This is a genomic window from Clostridium sp. 'deep sea' (assembly GCF_014931565.1).
In the GTDB taxonomy this organism is placed as follows: Bacteria; Bacillota; UBA994; order PWPR01; family PWPR01.
The window spans coordinates 106,101-128,210 of record NZ_CP063353.1; the positions used below are offsets into that span (position 1 = coordinate 106,101).

The following is a 22,110-nucleotide window of genomic DNA, read 5'->3' on the forward strand; positions in this document are numbered from 1 at the left end:
AAAATGATACAGGGTTTTTACTCAGCCAGATCGGCTTTATTAAGAAGACAAAAAGGCTTAAACGTTGTGGCAAATAACATGGCTAATACTAACACCCAGGGTTTTAAAAAGAACTATGCTAGCTTTGCTGATGCCCTTTACTACGAGACTAATAAAAACTACCCCAACAATATTAATACAACTTATCAAACAGGTAGTGGTACCTACTTTACAACTATAACAAGAGACTTTACCCCCGGAGCAATAATAGAAACTGGTAGAAAACTAGACCTAGCGTTAGATAAAGAAGGATTTTTTGCTGTGCAAAGTGAAGGCAGTGATGAGCTATATAGTAGAGGTGGTAGCTTTACTTTTGTAGCCGGTGATGGCTCTAGTACTAAAAATATTGTAAACGGACTTGGTTATTACTTACTTGATGAAAATGGTAGTAGAGTTGAAATACCAGCAGATGTAAGTGATATTACTGTTGATTTAGCTGGTAATATTAAATATGAGGGTATGTCGGATGAGCAAAAACTTAAGGTTGTAAATTTTGCTGATCCAACAAACCTAGAGATGCATAGTTTTGGCATTTATAAAGAAACTGCATCTTCTGGAGAGCCTTATGAAAATCAAAAAGCTAAAGTTCGCCAAGGATTTACCGAACTATCTAATGTAGACACTGCATATGAAATGGTTGAGCTTATGAAAACTCAGCGCATTTTTAGCATTAACTCTAGGGTAGTTCAAACTGTTGATGAAATGGCATCGATGGCAAATAGATTAAGGAAATAATGTAGGAGGCGGTTGTATTGAAAATTACGCCCTATAATAAAGCAATACAAAAGTACAACGAAGTTAAAATGAAATCACAAACAGGTTTTGAAAAAAATAACCCAGTAAACGATACTAAGGTTTTGACCTGCGATGACAAAAGCTTTAATAAAGAGGCAGATATTAAAATCTCTAAAGACTATCAAATTTATGAAAAATCAATGAAGAAACTGCTCAACATGGATGATAAAGAATCAAAGCTTCAAGAAATATCCGATTTGATTGAAAAGGGAGAATATAAAATAGCCTCTAAAGAAATTGCCAATTGTATTTTAGATAAATGTAAGTAGAAAGGCTAATAGCATATGGTTGATAATGTAATTAATATTTTACAACAACAACAAACTATTTACCAAAAACTAATTAAATATTCACGTCAAATGCAAAAAGCCATAGTTAAAGATGATACAACTGAAATGAATATCTTAATTCAGGCGGAATCTGCTTTAGCTATGAAGTTCTCTGTTTTAGAGAAAAAAAGAACAACTTTGGTTAATAATATTGCTAAAACTGTTGGTTATGGTGGCAACAATTTTAACATAGATGAATTAAAAAAACACTCTACTGCTATGCAAATCCAAAAGTTAAATACTTTAGAGAGTGATATTGCTGATATCATTGTTGAACTAAATGAATTAAATACCACCAATGGTAGTCTAATTAAAAACAGATTAGATGTTGTAAATTTCTCATTAAATTATTTAGGCTTGGCCACTAATGCAGTTTATAACAAAACAAATCTTAATAATTCATCTCAAAGCAAACTTATAGATGAATCTATATAAGGAGAATTAAAATGAGTTTTTATTCACTAAATATAGCAAGAACTGGTCTTTTCGCGAGCCAGAAAAACATGGATGTAACTGCTCATAATATTGCAAATGCAGATACAGAAGGCTTTACACGTCAAAGAGTAGAGCAATCAGCTATTACAGGAGTAAGTGATGGAGTGGCTTCGGTAGGTGGCGGTGTTAATATAGACAAGCTAACACAAATTCGTAATAAATATCTGGATGCACAGTACCGATTTGAGAATTCAGAGAGTAATACCCTACAAACCAAACATCAATCCTTAGAGTATATTGAGGGTGTAATGTCCGAGCCTTCTAAGCACGGACTTAATCAGTCCTTTATGGATCTTTTTAAGTCCATTGAAAACTTAAGTAATGGCGCATATGATCAAAGTAATAGAGAAATTGTGGTGCTAAATGCAGTTAAACTTTGTGATACATTTAGAACAATTAGTAATAATGTATTAACTTATCAGGGTGAAGTAGATCATAACATAGAGTTAATGGTTGATGAAGTTAATATGTATGCGGAAGAGATTGCAGGCTTAAATAAAACAATTTTTGCCTATGAAAACCATGGTCAAAAGGCCAATGACTTAAGAGATAAACGAAATCTACTAGTAGATAAATTATCTGCCTTAGTTCCTGTACAAACTAAAGAAACAGAAAATGGAGAGTTTATAGTTAAAATAAATGGAGTTTCTTTAGTTGAAAATGAAACTACAGAGAAAATAGAGTTGCGACCTGGTTCAACTACTAATCCATTTACGGGAGATGCAGTACGCGAAGTATACTGGCAAGGTTCGTCATCTAATGTGAATATTACTGGCGGTAAAATTAAAGGTCTATTGGATATTCGTGATGGTAATAGTAAAGATAATCAAGGTATTCCTTTTTATTTGAACGAAATAGATACCTTAGCAAAAAAAGCAATTGATAACTTCAATACTGTAAATAGAGCTGGTTATACTATACCCATAGGTGGCAATCCATCTAGAACTGGGGTAGACTTTTTTAACTCAGATGCAGCAAACTATAGCGCTTTTACTATTAGAGTATCTGATGATTTATTGGCAAGTGGATTTAATATTGCTGCCTCTAAAACTCTAATTGTGGGAGACACTAATTGGGGTAGTAGTGAAAATATAGTAGAATTTGACAAGATGCGTAATAGCTCAAATATTGAGGAGCAATTACAAGGCGTTATTTCCGACATCGCTATGAATACTAACTATTATAAAAATAGAAGTAAAAGTCAACTAACCTTAGCTAATCATATCGAAAATCAAAAGTTAGCAGTAAGTGAAGTATCAATAGATGAAGAATCAGTAAACTTAGTACAGTTTCAACACTCTTATGGTGCTTCTGCTAAAATGATATCTGTTATAGATGAAATGATTACGACATTAATTAACTTAAAATAGGAGGTTGAAAAATGCGTATAACAACTAAAACACTCTCTCGCAGAGTGTTGAATAACCTTAATAATGTTTATAGTAATTTGGATAAGTACCATACCCAAGCCTCTACTGGTGATAGATTTCAGCGGGCTTCAGATGATCCTGTAAATGCTATAAGAACTATGGATGTGCAAATTAAATTAGATAGAGCAGAGCAATATGCTAGCAATATTGCTGACGCAAAAGCAGTATTTGAAGAAGCTGAATCATCTTATAACTCTATGACAAAGTCTTTTAAAACAATAAAAACATGTTTAAATAAAGCCTTAAATGGTAGCTACAACGATGAAGACAAACAGGGCCTTGCCAATGCAATAGAAACAGAGATAGATACCATTGTTGCCCAGTTAAATAAAGAGTATGCTGGAAAACATATTTTTGGTGGGTTTAATACCTTTGAAAGACCCTTTAAAGTAACTGCAGCAGGAGATATTACTTATAATAATGTTAGTATTGAAACTATGACAGCTGCTGAGTATGATGCTTTTTCGGGCGAAAAGCTAATTGTACGAACTGGTAAAGCAACAGAAATAGATACGTCATTGCCAGGTATTGAACTAACAGGATCTGGACCAGATAGTCTGTTTAGTGTACTAAAGAGAGTATGTACTAATTTAAGAGATCCAGCTGCAACAAGAACAGAATTAGAAGATTTAAACACTAAGGTAATAGATTTTTCTGTTAAAGTGGAGAATTTTAAATCTATAGTTGGTACTAAGACATGTAATGTTGAGAGTATGTTTGAGCAAAATGAGGGAGTTAAAGGCAGCTTAGATGAACTATTATCTAGAGTATCGGGCGTAGAGTATGAAGAAGCTATTATTAACTTTAAAATATCCGAAATGGTATATAACTCTGCATTAATGGCTAGTTCAAAGATTATTCAGCCAACTTTGGTTGATTTTTTAAGATAGGTAGTTTTATATGACAATAAATACTCAGGATTATCCAGCAAAATTGTTTTCTCAAGATACAGTTTTTACATTTAAAAATGGTATATACGGCTTTGAAAATCATCATCAGTTTGGATTTGTAAACCAAACTGATGATATTGATAACCCATTTAGGCTTATGGTATCAATTAACAACCCTGATATTAGCTTTGTTGTGGTACCCCCAACTTTTGTTCATGAAAACTATGAAATAAAAATAGATGACCTCGAGTTACAGGAGTTAGATGTCTGTGATTCTAATGATATTGTGGTTGTTTGTATTGTTTCATTGGCACAAGATGGTAAGAGTATTTATGTAAACTTAAAAAGCCCAATAGTGTTAGCATTGTCTAAAAAAAGAGGCAAACAAATTATTCTAGACAATAGTCCTTATGATATTAGGCATGTAGTAGAGCTAGGCAACTAACTATGAGGACGGATGGATTAATATGCTAGTACTTACAAGAAAGCTTAATCAGTCATTACACATAGGCGAGAATATTCAGTTAACAATTTTAGAGGTTCAAAATGGTAGCGTAAAAATTGGCATAGAAGCTCCTCGTAACATTAGAATAATGAGGCAAGAAATCATTGATCAAGTAACCGAGCTTAACATTAATTCTAGTTTAAACGCAAAAAACATTAATCTAACAGAGTTAGCAAAAAAACTTTCTAAATAATAGCTATAAAGAAAATACTTGCTTATCCGATAAAATTAATAGAAAACAAAATTAGTTGCATGATTGTATAATGCAGCTCGTTTTATTATTGTAGGTCAGCAAACAATAATAAATGAGAGATTGTTATGAGTTGAACAATCTATGTTACATTTCATCACAATGCAACTCTAATATTTAAAGGAGTTAACACTTATGATTAATTCAATCAATCCTGTAGACTCAATAGTTATTCAACTAAACAACAGTAAACTATCTAATAATACTGATCCCGATAAGTTTATAAAACAGCAAAACAATTCTGTACAAATTAATCTAGATATAAAAGAAGATCAAATTATTAGAGCTGTTGAAAATGTTAACAAGAGCTTTATGCTGGAAAACAAACGTATGGAATACGACTTTCAAGATGAAACAAACACAATTGTCATTAGAATAATAGATGCTCAAACAGATGAAGTAATAAAACAAATACCTAGCCAAAAATTACTCGATTATGCAGCTGGTTTAATGGAGTATATTGGTCTTAATTTAGATACTAAAATTTAGGAGAGATATTATGGGTAATAATATTAGTGCTTACTCCAAATATAATGGAATAAGTGGTTTAGCCAGTGGACTAGATACAGAAAATATCATTAAAAAGCTTTTATCAAAAGACCAAGCAGGCATTGACAAGCTTAATGCTAACAAACAAAAAGAAACTTGGACTCAAGAAATTTATCACTCAGTAATGTCTAAGTTCAAAACCTTTTCTAAAAAGTACTTCGATGTATTAAGCTCAGATACCTACCTTTTTAGTAAAGGAAGCAACAAAAAAGTAGTAACATCTAACATAGCGAATAATTCCAGTAGTTTTGTTGAAATAACAGCAAAATCACAAGCAGCAGAGGGTAGCCATACAATTAATGCCATTACCCAATTAGCAACTTCTACAACAGTTGTAAGTACTGGAAAAGTAGCAAATGGACTAAATGGAACAAAAGCAATTAGTTTTCCTTTAACGATACCTGCCAATACCTCTTTCGGCATTGCTTTAGATGGTGCTTACTGTGAAGTTCCACTTGCTGCAGGAACCTTTAATTCTGCAGATGATTTAGTAACAGGCTTAAACAATTACTTTAATCAAGTATTTGGCACCGATCGTATACAAGCTAGTGCTACGGACGGTAAAATAAGCTTTAACTCTCAAAACAGTGTTGTGCAAGTGTTTGATGGTACTACAGCTAACAATTTTTTAGAGACACTTGGCATGAAAAATGGTCAAAAAAACATAGTTAACTTAGATAGTTCTGTTAGTGATTCACTAGGTGAAACATCAAGTAATATAAAATTTAAAATAAATGGTCAACAGTTTGAGTTTAGTAACACAACATCTATGCGTAAAATAATGGACACCATAAATAACTCTAAGGCCAATGTAACCATGACTTATAGTAGCCTTAACGATAACTTTACTATAAAAACCAAAGATACAGGAGCGGTATCTGCCGTTATGATAGAAAATCAAGAGGGAAATTTATTTGGTACTAATAGTAAAATAAACATTACTCAAAATATCTATGCTAATGGAAAAGATGCTATGTTTTATCTTGATGACCCATCTAAAGCTAGCCCTATCACTAGGAGTGATAACAACTTTACTATAGATGGTGTGCGTTATTCGTTAAAAGAGGTTACTAACGAAGCCATAAGTTACGAAATAAGCCAAGATACCGAGGGTATGATAGATACCATTAAAACATTTGTGAGTGATTTTAACGAATTAATAAGTAGCCTTGAAGCAAAAGTTAGTGAAAAAATTTATAAAGATTACCAGCCATTAACTGCAGAACAAAAAAAGGAAATGACTGAAAATCAAATAAAACTATGGGAAGAAAAAGCTAAAAGTGGTTTAGTAAAGTATGATTCAACCTTAAATAAAATAGTTGATGATTTAAAAGATGCTTTTTGGAGTAAGATAGAGGGAGCTAGTACTACTCTATATGAGGCAGGAATAACTACCACTAAAAACTATAATAAATTTGAAATAGCAGTTGATGAAACAAAGCTAAAAGAAGCAATTCAAAAAGATGCTCAATCAGTATGGGATCTCTTTAATAAAGAGGGAGATATAGACTATAGTAGGAGACTTGATTCTGAGCAATATGCCCAGAGACAAAAAGAAAATGGTTTTGCTCAAAGAATATCAGATATAATAGAAAGTAATATCTCTACCTTTCGTGATGATTACGATCTAAAAGGTATATTAGTAGAAAAAGCTGGCGTTGATGGTGACGCTTCTCAAAAAGAGAACACCTTTTCTAAAAACATAGAAAAACTTGAAAAGCGAGTTAAAGAAGCCATAAAGCGAATGAATACTAAAGAGCAAAGTTATTGGAGAAGGTTCACTGCTATGGAAAGAGCCCTTTCTCAACTAAATACCCAAAGCAGTTGGTTAGCTTCACAGTTCTCAGGTCAATAAAAGAAAGGGAGTATGGTTATGCACAAGAATAGAAAGTCAGTAACCAACATTTATAGACAGCAAAGTGTTATGACAGCTTCCCCAGGAGAACTAACACTTATGCTTTATAATGAGTGTGTTAAAGACATTAATATTGCTATAGAAAGCATTAATGAAAGTGATATGGAGAAAGCCCATAATTATATTACTAACTCAATAAACATTATTAGAGAGTTAGTAAAAACCCTAGATATGAGTATGCCCATAGCTAAAGAAATGCTTAAAATATATGATTTTATTATGTATAAATTAATGCAAGGTAACGTTAAAAAAGACCCCGAGCAACTCAAAGAAGCCTTAACACTGGTTGAAGAGTTTAGAACAACTTGGTATCAGGTTATTAAAACTGTAGAACGAGAAGGCGCTAAAAATGCCATTTAATTTTTTACAATGTTTAGAGCAGTTTCATAAACTAACGTTACAACAACAAGACGCTATAGAAACAGATAACATAGAGTCGTTAGAGGAACTAAATAAAGCCAAGAACAAAGTAATTGAGCAAATGAAACAATATATTACCCCGGAAATAAAAAACGACAAAACTATTCAAAAACAGGTAAAAGTAGTTTTGCAAAAACATGAAGAAACAGTAAAATTATTAAATGAAATTAAAACAGAATTAGGAAAAAATATCTCTTTATCAAAAAAACATCAAACAGCTTTAGAGGGGTATTCAAAACTAATGCAGTAAAATGAAATTATTTAGAGGAACGCTAAGCGTTCCTCTTGTCTTATGTTAAAAAAAGGAGAACCGTAATGGAGAAGCTATATAAATTAATTTTAGATAGTGCCTTTGAGGTACATAGTTTGTTAGGCCCAGGGCTTTTTGAGAATACCTATAAACAATGCTTGTCGCACGAGTTAAAGCTTAGAGATGTAAAAGTTGATGTAGAAAAAAGATTACCGGTATTCTATAAAGGCATAAAACTGGACTGTGGTTATCGTATTGATATGCTGGTGGAAAAGCAAATTGTAATTGAATTAAAATCAGTAGATAAATTGACAGCTTTACATATGTCTCAACTACTTTCTTACATGAGATTATCAAACAAAAAGTTGGGTTTGTTAATTAATTTTAATACAAGGTTTTTAAAAGACGGAATTAAAAGAGTAGTTTTATAAATAATATATATCAATTGTTTACAAAACATTAATTGATAATTACATATACATGCCAAGTAAACAGTAAAATAAAGACTTAAGTGGAATGACTACAAATTTTGATGCTGAGAGGCAACTAGATTTTCATTAAGCAATACCATCTTCTTTTCACTTTGTGCCCTTTGTGGTTAAAAATTTATTTAGACTAATTGGAGAGTATGATTTTTAAAGCTGTTAGTAAATTAGAAATATTGAGGTTTAAAAATTGAGCTTAAAGTAGATAGTTAATGATTTAGTACCACAAAGAGCACGAAGGGAAAATAAGGTGTGGTAGGTAAATGGTAATCCTTACGCCTCAGCATCTTACTCTATAGTCAATCCATTTTTAGAAATTATATTGTAAAGTCTCATTTTTAAATCACTAATTAAGTTAAATCTGAAACCTCTTCATACCCTTTGCGCCCTTAGCGGTTAAAAACCATTTTAATCTAATTGGGGAGTATGATTTTTAAAGATTAATGTAACAATATTTGAGGTTTAAAAATCAAGCTTGCAGGAAATAGTTAAGGGTTTTTAGTACCACAAAGTGCCCGAAGGGAAAAGAAGGTGTGGCAGGTAAATGGTAATCCTTACGCCTCAGCAGCATAATCTATAGACAATCCATTTTTTTAAGTCTTAATTATTAATCCTTCATTTTTAAACTACCAATTAAGTTAAATCCAGAAACCCTTTGTGCACTTAGTGGTTAAAAATTTATTTAGACTAATTTGAGAGTATGATTTTTAAAGCTGTTATTAAATTACAATATTTTAGGTTTAAAAATTGAGCTTAAAGTTAATAGGTAATGTTTTTAATACCACAAAGTGCACGAAGGGAAAATAAGGTGGTATTGCTTAATGGTAATCCTTACGCCTCAGCATCTTAATTAATAGTCAATCCATTTTCAGGAATTTTATTGCAAAGTTTTATTTTTAAATCACCAATTAAGTTAAATCCAGAAACTTCTTAGTGCCCTTTGTGCCCTTAGTGGTTAAAAAATTATTTAGACTAACCGGAGAGTATGATTTTTAAAGCTTTAATTATATTACAAGTATTAGAGATTTAAAAATCAAGTTTGCAGTTAATATTTAATGGTTTTTAGTACCACAAAGTGCACGAAGGGAAAATAAGGTGGTATTGCTTAATGGTAATCTTTACGCCTCAGCATCTTAATTAATAGTCAATCCATTTATAGAAAATTTTATGAAAAGCTTCATTTTTAAACTACCAATTAAGTTAAATCCAAAAACCTCTTCGTGCCCTTTGTGCCCTTTGTGGTTTAAAATTTATTTTAACTAATTGGAGAGTGTGATTTTAAAAGCTTAATGTAATAGTTAAAAAGATACTGTTACACGTAGTCCAGCTAGCATTAGTCAATAAGAAATAAAAAAAATAAGAGTAGGTATAAGAGTACACTTAATAAGGCTTCCGAAAAAGCCGAACAATAAAAAATGAAGTATAGTATTAGGCAGCTAAGATATTTTTCTTAGAATTGTTTTCAACAAACATCCTTTTATGAATTTTAGGGTCTCTAACAACATAAGGATTTCTATTCTTAAGAACAGAAAAAACATATCTAAGTAACTTATTCATAACAGCAACAACGCGAACTTTCTTTTTCTTATGCTTTAATTGCTCATGGTAATAATGATGAAGAGTAGAGTTTACAGGTTTTTGGTTAGGGCTTTTTCTAATACAGTGTAGAGAAAAAGAATATAATACCTTTCTACCAATAGAAGTACCTCTTTTAGACATCTTATTTTTGTCACCTTTAAACTTACCAGATTCATTAACACTAGGATCAACACCAAAAAAGGCAACTAATTGCTGTGGTTTAGAAAAATTATCAATAGAGCCTATAGCCGAAAGTAAGGTAATAGCAGTCATTGAACCTAGACCTTTAAAAGAAGATAATAGGTCTAAATCCTCATGGAATTTAGCTCCAAAATCAGCATCATTAATATAAACATTAATTTCAGCATAAAGATCATCAATCAGTTCAGTATGGAACTTATAACTAGCAAGAAAACGTGTAACCTTACGAGCAAAAAAATTGAGTTAATGCCTAAAAAAGAGCCTCATTAGCTATTTGAAGTAGTTCTAGATACTTTTTGTTAGACCATTCTAAGCCACATTTTGCAGTTGTTCTTAGTAAATGAATTACATCATCTTGCACTGCATCAATAAAACTTTGAGGAGTAGGATAGTTTTCAAAAAAAGCGAGAGCTGTCTTAGAACATATATTAGAGAAAGCTTTCTTTAACCCAGGGTAATAAACATTCAAGGAATTAGAAAACTCTTTTTTAACATTAGCCCTATCATCTATCCGGTTATAATATTCTCTAACTAAAAATTTAAGGTGCAAAAAATCTTCTGGAATATCCATTGAAGTTTTAACATTGTCGAATTTACCAAGCTTTGCAAGAGAAAGAGAGTCTCTTTTATCATTTTTCACTTTTCTAATATTAAAATTCCTGTTAGAATTAGATATCAGAGGATTTATCACAGATATATCCTTCTGGTTTTTTCTAAGGAAATGAAGAAGAGTTAAGTGATATATTCCCGTGCTTTCACAAAATAACTTGGGACTATCACCAAACTCTTCTTCTATTTTATTAATAAGATTTACAAGCTTGGTTAGTCCATCAAGATTATGATGAAACTTCAAATTTTTTTTATAAATATCTCCATTAGGAGATAGAATTGTAACAACTGAGAAGTTTGCAGCAACATCAATTCCAGCAACAGGTACGTTATAATAATTAGCCATAGTAAGTTCCTTTCTATCCAAAATGAGAGTAATATTGTGAGTCATTAACCTTGTTCGTTACCCGAATAGTTCTCTTGCTTATGATCAAGAGAAATTCAACCAGCTAAACCAATGAAACTCACATAATTACAGACTACGTCACGAATATAAACTCTTAAGAGTCATTCAAGGGGCGTACGTATATCTCTCATAGCATTATGTTACTATGAATTTAGAGTAAGGTTAAGTGGTTGAACTTCTATTCAATCACAAACAATACTTCTGAATACCTAACTATTATTCGTTTTAATCCTTATTCATTTTTTATATCTTAATTATACAAGGGGCGAATCTTGTGTTCGCCTGAGTAAGATCTCACTTGAGGTTTAAAAATCGAGTTCTTAGAAAATAGTTAAGGGATTGATACCACAAAGTGCACTAAGGGAAAATAAGGTGTTATTGCTGAATGGTAATCCTTACGCCTCAGCATCTTAATTAATAGTCAATCCATTTCTTTAAGTTTTTATTATATAGACTCATTTTTAAACTACAAATTATGTTAAATCCAGAAACCTCTTCGTGCCCTTTGTGCCCTTAGTAGTTAAATAATTATTTTAATCTAATTGGAGAGTGTGATTTTTAAAGCTGTTAGTAATTAGAAATATGGAGGTTTAAAAAATTGAGCTTAAAGTTAATAGGTAATGTTTTTAATACCATAAAGAGCACGAAGGGAAAAGAAGGTGTGGCAGGTAAATGATAATCCTTACGCCTCAGCATCTTAATTTATAGTCAATCTATTTTTTTTAAGTTTTATTATATAGTTTCATTTTTAAACCACCAATTAAGTTAAATCTAAAAACCTCTTAGTGCCCTTTGTGCCCTTAGTGGTTAAATAATTATTTTAATATAATTGGGGAGTGTGATTTTTAAAGCTGTTAGTAAATTAGAAATATTGAGGTTTAAAAATTGAGCTTAAAGTAGATAGTTAATGATTTAGTACCACAAAGTGCACGAAGTGAAAATAAGGTGGTATTGCTTAATGGTAATCCTTACGCCTCAGCATCTTCATTAATAGTCAATCCATTTTTTTAAATCTTTTTATATAGACTCATTTTTAAACCACCAATTAAGTTAAATTCCAAAACCTCTTCGTGCCCTTTGTGCCCTTAGTGGTTAAAAATTTATTTTAATTAATTGGGGAGTGTGATTTTTAAAGCTGTTAGTAAATTAGAAATATTGAGGTTTAAAAATTGAGCTTAAAGTAGATAGTTAATGATTTAGTACCACAAAGTGCACGAAGGGAAAAGAAGATGGTATTGCTTAATAGTAATCTTTACGCCTCAGCATCTTACTTTATAGTCAATCCATTTTCAGAAAATTTAATGCAAAGCTTCATTTTTAAACCACCAATTAAGTTAAATCCAAAAACCTCTTCGTGCCCTTTGCGCCCTTAGCGGTTAAAAATTATTTTAGCTAATTGTGAAGTATGATTTTTAAAGCTTATATTTAAATATTTACATTAGTTTAAAATCTTAAAAACTTTTACAAACTTAGTGGTTACAAAAAAACATATCGACATTTTTCTTAATTACAAACATTACTAAATTAAAGAAAATAACTAACTCACCGAACATAAAGGTAACAGGGGGTGGTAAAGATGAAAATTCGTAACTTTACCTTTAATAAGTCTACAGTTACAGCAAATGTGGCTAATAAACAAACAGCTGTTAATAATAAATTGTTACAAAACTTTAGTTTAAACCAAAACCAAACTAATCAGCTTTTAGCTCTTTTTAGTACTTTGCAGATTACCAGCTATGAGCAATTAATTGGTTATTTAAACAACCCCCAAGTAAAACAGTATTTTAATAAAACTCAAAACCCCAAACTTGCCCAAAACATGCCCAACCCCAATGCCGTAAAAGAGGTGCCCGAAATAAGCAAAGACCTCTATAAACTAATGCAGCAGTTTGCCCAGTCTGCCACTAGAGATCATCTTATTTATGACATGGTCCGCAAAAACATGTTAAAAACAAAAGTAAAAAAAGATTTAACTAAAAACACCACTTTTGTTTTTACTGAAAACTTAACCCATCACAAAGTAAACGAAAAACCCAAAGCTGAGCTAGCTATCAACGAATATGCTTCCGTTTTAATAAATAAACAGCTACAGCCCATAGCCAAAGAAAAACCAACAACCCTAAAAGAAAAAGATAACAGATTACTTAAAGCCGTAGCCTGGACTTGTGCCTTTATGATTCCCCTCATTTTTATGCTTGTTTGGCTTTTAAAATGAAAAAATATTAAAGTAAAATAAATCAATACCGATATAAATTATGAAGGCTTAAAAACCTGAAAAACAGTATAAACACGGATGTTTATACTTAAAACATGGAGGTAATTTATAATGAGAATTAATCACAATCTTATGGCAATGAATGCCAATCGTTACTTAAGTGCAACTGGTTCAAAACAGTCTAAATCTTTAGAAAAAATCAGTTCTGGTTTAAGAATTAACACAGCTGCTGATGACGCTGCTGGTTTAGCTATTTCTGAAAAAATGCGTGCCCAAATTTCTGGTTTAGAGCAGGCTTCTGATAACGCTTTAGACGGAATTTCTTTAATTCAAACAGCTGAGGGTGCCTTACAAGAAACTCACAGTATTCTTCAAAGAATGCGTGAATTAGCAGTTCAATCTTCAAATGATACAAACACTCAATCTGAGCGTGATGAAATTCAAAAAGAGGTTGACGAATTAGCTAAAGAGATTACTCGTATTGCTAACAATACCGAGTTCAATAGCAAAAAAATCTCTAATGGTGGATTAACAGACGGTAAAATCGGCGAAGTTAAATTCCACATTGGTGCTAACACAGGTCAAGATATTTCTTTATCATTAAGTGCTATGGATGCTAAAACATTAGGCGTTTCTAGAGATGTATTGGGTGCTACAGTGGCAGCTGGTGCTGTAAAAGTTTCTTCTGTTGAATTAGGAACAACAACTGGTACAGCTGTTGTAGATGGTGCTTCTCTTGCGTTAACTGCAGATAATAGCCCAGATAAAGCTGAGTGGGATATTGCATCTTTAGGAAATGGAACATTAGCTCTAGCATCAACTAACGATACTTCACTATATAATGATTATAAAATAAATATTGTTGGCGGTGCTGCTGTTGCTGCTTCTATTGATCATGATGCAAAAACAATTACTTTAACGCTAGAAAATAACCAAGCATTTGCTGCTTTAAATACTGCTATGACTAATGCAGGTATAGATTTAACAGCTGCGGGTACTGGTGCAGCTGGAGTTACAGATAAAAATGATGTTGCTGCTACAACTTTAGGTGTAGGTGCAGGTGAAGTTAAACTTACATTTAATAGTGAAGAAATGGTTGTTAAAAATGATGTAGAGTCTGTAACCTTTACAAGTGCAGCAAACAATGGTGTTACATTGAATTTTGATGGTACTACATTAGATAGTACTGTAGATGCTACAGTAGATATAAAATTAGACTCAGCAAGCGCAGCAACATTTGCAGCTGGTGAATTAGATCAAGGTGCTCACACAGCAGCTGGTGTAAACATATCTAGTCAACCTGCAGCAAGTGCAGCTATCACAACAATTGAAGATGCTATTATTAAGGTTTCTGCTGAGCGTTCTAAATTAGGTGCTTACCAAAACCGTTTAGAGCATACAATTAATAACCTCAACACAACAACTGAGAACTTACAGGCTTCTGAGTCTCGCATTAGAGACGTAGACATTGCTAGTGAAATGATGAACTATACTAAGTTAAACATTTTACAGCAAGCTGCTCAATCTATGTTGGCTCAAGCTAACCAAGCTCCTCAAGGCGTTTTACAGTTATTAAGATAGTTAATTAATAACCTTAATTAAACAACTAATTAAAGCAAGGGATTGCTCCCTTGCTTTAATTGCAGTTATAGTAAAAAATTTATAATTTTTCTTGAACTAGTAATAAAAAAACGTGTATAATTATATTAGTAATTTTATTACAGAGCTTGTTACTTAATGTTTTATTAGTATTTGTATTTTATTGATATTATAATTTTATTTTTTATTAAAAACTGTTTGATAAATGTAACAGGCTACTTATAAATATTATTAAATTTAGGAACTAATTAGTATTAGCTCTATACCACAAAAGGGGGTGCAGCTTAATGCACGTATATGTTGCCAGACAACCTATTTTTGACCGTAAAATGAGGGTGTATGGTTATGAGCTTTTCTATAGAGGCGGTACTAAAAACTACTTTGAGGGAATAGAAGATAATCAAGCAACCTCGGAGTTAATTAACAATGTATTTTTAACAATGCAACTCGAAGACCTTACTTTTGGTTCACGGGCGTTTATCAATTTTTCTGAAGATTTAATTGTTAAAGGTATACCCCTTGCTTTGCCCAAAGATGAAGTAGTAATTGAAATTTTAGAGAGAGTTAACCCTACCCCCGAAGTAATTGAGGCATGTAAAAATTTAAAAGAACAGGGCTATATTTTAGCTTTAGATGACTTTAATTTTAACCAAAAATATTTAAGTTTAATTGAACTAGCAGATATCATAAAAGTTGAATATGGTAAAATTGATATTGAAGTTCAAAAAAGAATTATAAAAGCCTTTAAAGGAAGAACCAAATTTTTATCCGAAAAAGTTGAAACCCGTGAGCAATATAAAATAGCTCGAGATATGGGGTACGACTATTTTCAGGGTTACTTTTTTAGCAAACCTATAATTGTAAAAAGCAATGAACGCAAAGTTCTTAATACCTCTTTATTACGCATTGCCACAGAGCTTAATAAACAGTTTGTGGACTTTAATAAAATTACTGAAATTTGTGAACATGATGTTGACCTTACCTACAAAATTTTAAAAATTTCTAACTATGTGCAATACGGAACACGTTATGAGGTAAAATCAATTAAACATGCTTTAGCCGTATTAGGCGTAGATGAGCTCAAAAAATGGGTTTATTTAATGATGTTTAAAGACACACGTGATAAACAAAATAATGAGGTAATTAAAAACAGCTTAATAAGAGGCAAATTAATGGAGTTACTGGCCAAAGAAGCCGGTTTAGGACGTAGGTCGGAGGAGTACTTTGTAACAGGACTATTTTCTTTAATAGATGTATTATTATGCAAAGAAATGAAAGAAATTGTTAGTGAGATACCGTTTTCGTCAAGCATTAAAGATGCCTTATTAAAAGACGGAAGCGATATAGCAAAAACTTTAGATAAAATAAATAGCTTCGAAAAAGCAAAGTGGGATGAGTTGCAAAATAAAGGCACATTTAACGTAGAAAACGACCGCTTTATGGAGCTATACGTTGAGGCATTAAAATGGGCTGGCGAAATAGAGCTGTAACTTAATTATTATTAAAGGGAGCTGAATATAGTGGTAATAAATTATATGGAGTTAGTAGTAGATAAGCTATTACCTAAAGTACTCGATGATTACGATGATATTTGTAAATGTGAAACATGTATTGATGATATGAAAGCCTATGCCCTAAACCACCTCAAACCCATGTACTACGCCAGCGAAAAAGGCGAAGTATTTATGCGTTTAAATCAATTCTTAATGCAATTTAATGCAGACGTAACAAGAGCCATAACAAAAGCCATAGATACAGTATCAAGCAACCCTCGTCATAACGAAGAAGAAGAGATCTAAAAAAACGTCTATATAGACGTTTTTTGTTAATGTAAAGAATTACCTACAAACATCATTTATAAAGCAATAATTAAAGCCAACCACAAACCCTCTTTGTGTCCTTCGAGTCCTTTGTGGTAATAACAAAACCAGTAAGGTATAAGATTTAGGTAACATTTTTAAAACTGTAAATCATAATTTAGGCTTAAAAAATCAAACTAACAAGTATAACAAAGTTTTATTAATAAACCACAAGAACACCAAGAACACGAAGAAAAGAAAAAGAGGTGTTACATTAACTGCAAACATCATTTATAAAGCAATAATAAAAGCCAACCACAAACCCTCTTTGTGTCCTTCGAGTCCTTTGTGGTAATAAAAAACTACTAAGATATAAATAAAGTGACATTTTTAAAACTACAATTCAAAACCTAAGGTTTAAAAATCAAACTAACAGGTATAACCTAACTTTTATTAATAAACCACAAGAACACCAAGAACACGAAGAAAAGAAAAAGAGGTGTTACATTAACTGCAAACATCATTTATAAAGCAATAATTAAAGCCAAACCAGTAACCCCTTTGTGTCCTTCGAGTCCTTTGTGGTAATAACAAAACCAGTAAGGTGTAAGAATAAAGTGACATTTTTAAAACTACAACTCAAAATAACGTAACCTGAGGGTAGGGGAAGCATTTTATGCTCCCGCAGTATTAAGGGAAATTATGTTTTTATAAGATATATCCCTCAAACCTTTATGGTAATACTAAAAAAACTAAGCTCTTACTTCTCAACTTCCTCAAGCATGATTTCTAAATACTTGGCTGTGGTATTAACAATACTGAACTTTTTATTTATAATATCTTGCATGATTTTATGAGCTTCGTTATTAGCTAAATTATATAATTCCTCATTAATATCTCCACTCTCTAACGCCTCTGCTAGTTCATCTTCATCTAATAATAAAATTTCGCCAGAGTTTAAAATAGCTATATCTAGATATAAATCATTGTAATTAGGCACATTATCTGGGCCAATTTCATAGCCACTATGAATATCTATGTACCATTGAATAATTTGTTTTTTATCATTATACATGCTCATTAAACAGTAGTTTTCATTTTTAGGGTATTGTAAAAGCCAGTAATAACCGTTATTAACTAAACACATTTGTTTATTAATAATATTAACGTTTATTGGCTCGGTTATGTTATCTACACAAATTAAAGAAATATGCCCTTTAAAATCGGTATTATTAAAGTGTTTTAGGTAAACACGTTTTTTTGTAATTTTACTAAGATTTCGGGCATCTCCGTATTTTCTTTTCATATTTCAACTCCCATTATTTTTTTATTAAAATAAGTGTTTTTAAAATTACAAGCTGTTATTAACTTCTTGTAACAACTCCACTAAATGTTCTTGGCTTTTTGCTAGTAGCTGATATTCATTGTTAACTATTTTAGTTAACAAACTCTGACCATCTTTTATAGCTTTGTTATATTGGTTTTGGGTTATATCACCTGTGTTTAGGGCATCTTCTAACTCATCTTCATCTAAATAAAAGATTTCTCCGCTTGGTAAAACCTCTATGTCTAGGTATATATCATCGTAAAATGGCAGACCATCTTCTGTAAATTGGGTACCTGTTGTTATGTCAATATACCACTCTACAGCTTGGTGTTTTTCATTAAAAATAGCCATTATACAGTAGTTTTCGTTATCCGGAAAGTAGCGAATATATACATAGCCATTATCTGCAATACACATTTTTATGCCAATATTATCATCAATCATGGGGCTAGCTATTTCATCTATACATAATAGATAAGCCCAGCCGGTAAACTCTGGCTTTTGCATATAAGTAAGCATAGTTCGTTTTTTAGCAATTGCAGTTTCTCTATAATCTGCATATCTACGTTTCATAATATTTCTCCTACTATAATAAGTAAAATTAATTATATCACAATTAATTAAATGCCTGTGGGATTTACCAGTTGCTTATAAAGAAATATTGTAAAGTATAAAAGTTAAAGTATTGACTAACTTTTAGGGGGTTGATATAATGCTTAGGTAAACGTTTTACTAAAACGTTTACCTAAAAATAACAATGGAGTGTATTATGGCAATTACTATTAAAGATATTGCACGTATGGCTGGAGTTTCCACAACTACTGTCTCTAAAATTATCAATAAAAAAGATAACAATATTAGCCAAAAAACTCGTGATAAAGTTATGAGTTTTATTAATGAATACAATTATATACCTAGTAATATTGCCCGCAGCATGGTTACCAAACGCTCAAATACCATTGGTTTAATTATTCCCGATGTCTGCAACCCCTTTTTACCAGAGTTGGCTCGGGGTGTTGAGGATGAGGCTGGCAGAGAGGCTTATAGTGTGTTTTTTTGTAATACCGATGAAAGCTTAGCCAAAGAAATAGCTAGTGTACAAGCCTTAAACGAAAAAATGGTGGAGGGAATTGTTATTGTACCTGCTATTATTCGAGATAATGAACAAGAGCTTAAGCTTACTACCAAAATTCCTATGGTAACAATAGATCGTGAGGCCAATTACTCTAACATAGTGGGCAGGGTTATTACCGATAACTACACTGGCTCGTATGAAGCAGTACAATACTTAATAGCTAAAAATCATAAAAAGATTGCCTTTATCTCAGGCCCAATAAACATTATGCCTTCTGTTGAACGAAAAAGAGGCTACTTAACAGCCTGTAGAGATGCTGGCTTAGAAGCCTCAGATAGCGATATTTATATTGGTCAATTCGACCCTGCTTGGGGAGAACAGGCTATTGATATGTTAAATAGAGATTATACGGCATTTTTTTGTGGTAACGATTTAATAGCAGCTGGGGTTATAAAAGGCTTAGCCAAAAAAGGTATAAAGGTTCCAAATCAAGTCTCGGTTATTGGTTTTGATGACATTACCTTAGCTAGCTACTTACACCCAGAGTTAACAACCGTACGGCAAGAGTCCTATGAAATTGGTAGGCAATCTGCCAAAATACTTTTTGATTCAATAAAAAACAAAGATACAAATATCAAAGACTTAACCCTTAAAGCTAAACTAATTATACGAAATTCAACAAATTAAAAGTTATAAATACAAGGAGTGGTCTAGTTATATTCTGTAAGAGCCAAAGTTTTAATAGTTATGATTAAAATAAAAAGCCTTTTTAATTAATAACCACCACTCCTGGCTCTTTTGAAAGGTAGGATTATCACTGTGATACTTGTAATAGGAAGCATAAATCAAGATATAGTAGCAAAGGTTAATCACTTACCTAAGGTAGGTGAAACAATATTGGCGAGTAGTGGAGAATACTTTTTTGGTGGTAAAGGTGCAAATCAGGCCATTGCTTGTGCAAAGTTAGGGGCTGAGTGTGCCTTTATAGGAAGAGTTGGTGCAGATAAGTTTGGTCAAGCTTATCTAAATAACTTTAATCAACATAATATAGATTGCCAAGGGGTAATTGTTAGCAAAAGCTCAGGAACAGGGTTAGCTTTTATTACCGTAGATGAACAAGCCCATAACAATATAGTGGTTATGCAAAATGCTAATAAAGAGATTACTATTAATGATGTATTAGCTTATGAAAAGCTAATAGACCAATGTGAGTTTATTTTATTACAGCTAGAGATACCACTAGAGGCTGTAAAGCAGATTATTTCTTTGGCTTATCAAAAGGGTAAAAAAATAATCTTAAACCCCGCACCCTGCCAAAAACTAAACCCAGAGTTACTAAGTAAATTATATGTTCTTACACCTAATGAAACTGAGGCTTATCAAATAGTTAATAAAGCTTTAAATACTGATACGACCAATATTAATAACTTAGTAGCAGTTGGTCAGCAAATTTTAACACAGGGTGTGAAAAATTTAATCATTACAATTGGTAGTTATGGGGTATTGCATTTTTATCAAAATGAAGTTTATCACTATAAAGGTTATTTGGTTAATGCCGAGGATACCACAGGTGCCGGAGATACCTTTAATGGAGCATTACTGTATTATTTATCACAAGGATATTCTTTTCCAGAGGCCATTACAAACGCCCAAGCAGCGGCAGCGCTTTGCACCTTAAAATTAGGTGCCCAAACAGCAATGCCCACTGCCCAAGAGGTTAGTGAGTTTGTAAACAAAGTAGGGGTTTCTGAGAGAATGTTAATAAAAAGATAATTAAGTGGTTGAAGAGGAGAAAAACATGAAAAAGACTTTAGTATTAGCTTTATTGTTGTCTGTATTAGTCTTTACTGTTGCTGGTTGTACTCCAAAAGCAGAAGCACCCGAGAATCAACTAAAAGTAGCCCTTTTAATTGCCGGTACTTTAGGAGATAAGTCCTTTTTTGATGCGGCTAATAAGGGTTTAGAATTAGTTAAAACTGAGTTAAATGCTGACACCAAGGTTTTTGAAATGGGCACAGATTCTACAAAGTGGGAGCCATATTTCTTAGACGTAATTGATGGTGATTATGATGTTATCATTTCTGGTAACAGTACTACAGAATTAATGAATCGCTTAGCAGGTGAATATCCAGAAGAGCGCTTTATTAACTTTGATACATCAATTACTGAGCATCCTGATAATGTTTATTCAATGTTTTATAGCACCAATCAACTATCATTTATGGCAGGTGTATGTGCTGCATTAGTTACCGATTCTAACATGGAGTTAGCCAATGAAGAATCTACTATTGGATTTTTAGGTGGTATGGATTTACCTGGTATCAACGACTTTTTAGTTGGTTATATTGAGGGTGCAAAGTATATTAATCCTGAAATTAAAATGTATATCTCTTATGCAGGTGATTTTGCTGATCCTGCTAAAGGTAAAGAGTTAGCTACAATTCAATATAATGCTGGCGCAGATGTAGTATTTAGTGCAGCAGGTAAAACTGGACTAGGCGTTATTGAAGCCGCAAAAGATTCAAATAAATATGCCTTAGGTGTAGACTCAGATCAAGCCGAAATGTTTAAAGATACAGCCCCAGAAAAGGCTGACCATATTATAACCTCTGCTGTTAAATACTTAGACAAAGCTATTTTAAGAGCCGTTAAAAAGCATGTTGAAGGTACATTAGCTTATGGTACACATGAGGAAATGGGACTAAAAGAAAATGGTGTTGGTTTAGCTAAAAACGAATACTACAATAACCTTTTAACAGATGAAGCAAAAGCTAAAATTGAAGAGGTTGAAAAGGCTGTTACCAATGGTGAAATTACCATTAGCTCTGCCTTTGGTATGACAACACAGGAAGTAAAAGATATTAGAGATTCAGTTAAGCCAGTAAATTAATAAAAAAAGAAATAAGGATAAAAACATATTATTTATTTTAATTACTAATATAGTTTAGA

General features: G+C 32.2%; 23 protein-coding genes. 19 read left to right on the forward strand and 4 right to left on the reverse strand.

The window, feature by feature from the left end; all coding sequences use genetic code 11:
• The first annotated feature begins 3 nt into the window (after positions 1-3).
• The 12 genes from IMX26_RS00525 to IMX26_RS00580 all read left to right on the forward strand — a co-directional run bounded on the left by IMX26_RS00525 (position 4) and on the right by IMX26_RS00580 (position 8,298).
• A complete protein-coding gene (locus tag IMX26_RS00525; protein ID WP_195159774.1) occupies positions 4-774 on the forward strand; it encodes a flagellar hook-basal body protein in 771 nt (256 codons plus the stop codon).
• 17 nt (positions 775-791) lie between these two features.
• Positions 792-1,103 (forward strand): flagellar biosynthesis anti-sigma factor FlgM, encoded by a 312-nt coding sequence (locus tag IMX26_RS00530; protein WP_195159775.1) that lies wholly within the window; start codon positions 792-794, stop codon positions 1,101-1,103.
• A gap of 15 nt (positions 1,104-1,118) precedes the next feature.
• The gene (locus IMX26_RS00535; RefSeq protein WP_195159776.1) at positions 1,119-1,598 is read left to right on the forward strand and encodes a flagellar protein FlgN; all 480 of its coding nucleotides are present in this window, start codon (positions 1,119-1,121) and stop codon (positions 1,596-1,598) included.
• Positions 1,599-1,609: 11 nt separating this feature from the next.
• Positions 1,610-3,028: a flagellar hook-associated protein FlgK gene (gene flgK, locus IMX26_RS00540; protein WP_195159777.1), complete on the forward strand. Its 1,419-nt coding sequence runs from the start codon at positions 1,610-1,612 to the stop codon at positions 3,026-3,028.
• An 11-nt stretch (positions 3,029-3,039) separates the two neighbouring features.
• The gene (locus tag IMX26_RS00545) at positions 3,040-3,978 is read left to right on the forward strand and encodes a hypothetical protein (RefSeq protein WP_195159778.1); all 939 of its coding nucleotides are present in this window, start codon (positions 3,040-3,042) and stop codon (positions 3,976-3,978) included.
• A 10-nt stretch (positions 3,979-3,988) separates the two neighbouring features.
• Positions 3,989-4,423 carry a flagellar assembly protein FliW gene (locus IMX26_RS00550; protein ID WP_195159779.1) on the forward strand — a complete coding sequence of 145 codons (435 nt, stop codon included), beginning with the start codon at positions 3,989-3,991 and terminating at the stop codon, positions 4,421-4,423.
• A gap of 22 nt (positions 4,424-4,445) precedes the next feature.
• Positions 4,446-4,676 (forward strand): carbon storage regulator CsrA, encoded by a 231-nt coding sequence (gene csrA / locus IMX26_RS00555; protein ID WP_195159780.1) that lies wholly within the window; start codon positions 4,446-4,448, stop codon positions 4,674-4,676.
• A 192-nt stretch (positions 4,677-4,868) separates the two neighbouring features.
• Positions 4,869-5,222: a flagellar protein FlaG gene (locus IMX26_RS00560; protein WP_195159781.1), complete on the forward strand. Its 354-nt coding sequence runs from the start codon at positions 4,869-4,871 to the stop codon at positions 5,220-5,222.
• A gap of 10 nt (positions 5,223-5,232) precedes the next feature.
• Positions 5,233-7,137 carry a flagellar filament capping protein FliD gene (fliD, locus tag IMX26_RS00565; RefSeq protein WP_195159782.1) on the forward strand — a complete coding sequence of 635 codons (1,905 nt, stop codon included), beginning with the start codon at positions 5,233-5,235 and terminating at the stop codon, positions 7,135-7,137.
• An 18-nt stretch (positions 7,138-7,155) separates the two neighbouring features.
• A complete protein-coding gene (gene fliS, locus IMX26_RS00570) occupies positions 7,156-7,557 on the forward strand; it encodes a flagellar export chaperone FliS (protein WP_195159783.1) in 402 nt (133 codons plus the stop codon).
• Entirely contained in the window at positions 7,547-7,867 is a 321-nt protein-coding gene (locus IMX26_RS00575; RefSeq protein ID WP_195159784.1) for a hypothetical protein, read from the forward strand. Before fliS ends, IMX26_RS00575 begins: the two co-directional genes overlap by 11 nt.
• 65 nt (positions 7,868-7,932) lie before the next feature.
• On the forward strand, positions 7,933-8,298 hold the full coding sequence (locus IMX26_RS00580; protein ID WP_195159785.1) for a GxxExxY protein: 366 nt from the start codon (positions 7,933-7,935) through the stop codon (positions 8,296-8,298).
• Positions 8,299-9,780: 1,482 nt separating this feature from the next.
• Here IMX26_RS00580 and IMX26_RS00585 read toward each other — a convergent pair.
• The gene (locus IMX26_RS00585; RefSeq protein WP_347707918.1) at positions 9,781-10,314 is read right to left on the reverse strand and encodes an IS110 family transposase; all 534 of its coding nucleotides are present in this window, start codon (positions 10,312-10,314) and stop codon (positions 9,781-9,783) included.
• 67 nt (positions 10,315-10,381) lie between these two features.
• Positions 10,382-11,107 carry a transposase gene (locus IMX26_RS00590; RefSeq protein ID WP_195159241.1) on the reverse strand — a complete coding sequence of 242 codons (726 nt, stop codon included), beginning with the start codon at positions 11,105-11,107 and terminating at the stop codon, positions 10,382-10,384.
• 1,615 nt (positions 11,108-12,722) lie between these two features.
• On the opposite strand from IMX26_RS00590, the gene IMX26_RS00595 reads away from it, so the two are divergent.
• The 4 genes from IMX26_RS00595 (at position 12,723) to IMX26_RS00610 (ending at position 16,759) form a co-directional block, all read left to right on the forward strand.
• Positions 12,723-13,361 (forward strand): hypothetical protein, encoded by a 639-nt coding sequence (locus IMX26_RS00595; RefSeq protein ID WP_195159787.1) that lies wholly within the window; start codon positions 12,723-12,725, stop codon positions 13,359-13,361.
• Positions 13,362-13,472: 111 nt separating this feature from the next.
• Positions 13,473-14,942, forward strand: coding sequence for a flagellin (locus IMX26_RS00600; protein ID WP_195159788.1), 1,470 nt, complete (start codon positions 13,473-13,475; stop codon positions 14,940-14,942).
• A gap of 305 nt (positions 14,943-15,247) precedes the next feature.
• Positions 15,248-16,450, forward strand: coding sequence for an HDOD domain-containing protein (locus tag IMX26_RS00605; protein WP_195159789.1), 1,203 nt, complete (start codon positions 15,248-15,250; stop codon positions 16,448-16,450).
• A 30-nt stretch (positions 16,451-16,480) separates the two neighbouring features.
• Positions 16,481-16,759, forward strand: a complete 279-nt coding sequence (locus IMX26_RS00610; RefSeq protein WP_243259266.1) for a late competence development ComFB family protein — start codon at positions 16,481-16,483, stop codon at positions 16,757-16,759.
• 760 nt (positions 16,760-17,519) lie between these two features.
• Here the strand turns inward: IMX26_RS00610 and IMX26_RS00615 are convergent.
• Positions 17,520-18,065 (reverse strand): DUF402 domain-containing protein, encoded by a 546-nt coding sequence (locus IMX26_RS00615; RefSeq protein WP_195159790.1) that lies wholly within the window; start codon positions 18,063-18,065, stop codon positions 17,520-17,522.
• 45 nt (positions 18,066-18,110) lie between these two features.
• Complete coding sequence (locus IMX26_RS00620) at positions 18,111-18,659, reverse strand: DUF402 domain-containing protein (RefSeq protein ID WP_195159791.1); 549 nt, start codon at positions 18,657-18,659, stop codon at positions 18,111-18,113.
• Positions 18,660-18,855: 196 nt separating this feature from the next.
• Here IMX26_RS00620 and IMX26_RS00625 point away from each other — a divergent pair, with 196 nt between their 5' ends.
• The 3 genes from IMX26_RS00625 (at position 18,856) to IMX26_RS00635 (ending at position 22,051) form a co-directional block, all read left to right on the forward strand.
• Positions 18,856-19,848 (forward strand): LacI family DNA-binding transcriptional regulator, encoded by a 993-nt coding sequence (locus tag IMX26_RS00625; protein WP_195159792.1) that lies wholly within the window; start codon positions 18,856-18,858, stop codon positions 19,846-19,848.
• A gap of 132 nt (positions 19,849-19,980) precedes the next feature.
• Positions 19,981-20,934, forward strand: coding sequence for a ribokinase (rbsK, locus tag IMX26_RS00630; protein ID WP_195159793.1), 954 nt, complete (start codon positions 19,981-19,983; stop codon positions 20,932-20,934).
• Positions 20,935-20,959: 25 nt separating this feature from the next.
• Positions 20,960-22,051, forward strand: a complete 1,092-nt coding sequence (locus IMX26_RS00635; RefSeq protein ID WP_195159794.1) for a BMP family ABC transporter substrate-binding protein — start codon at positions 20,960-20,962, stop codon at positions 22,049-22,051.
• Positions 22,052-22,110 lie beyond the last annotated feature (59 nt).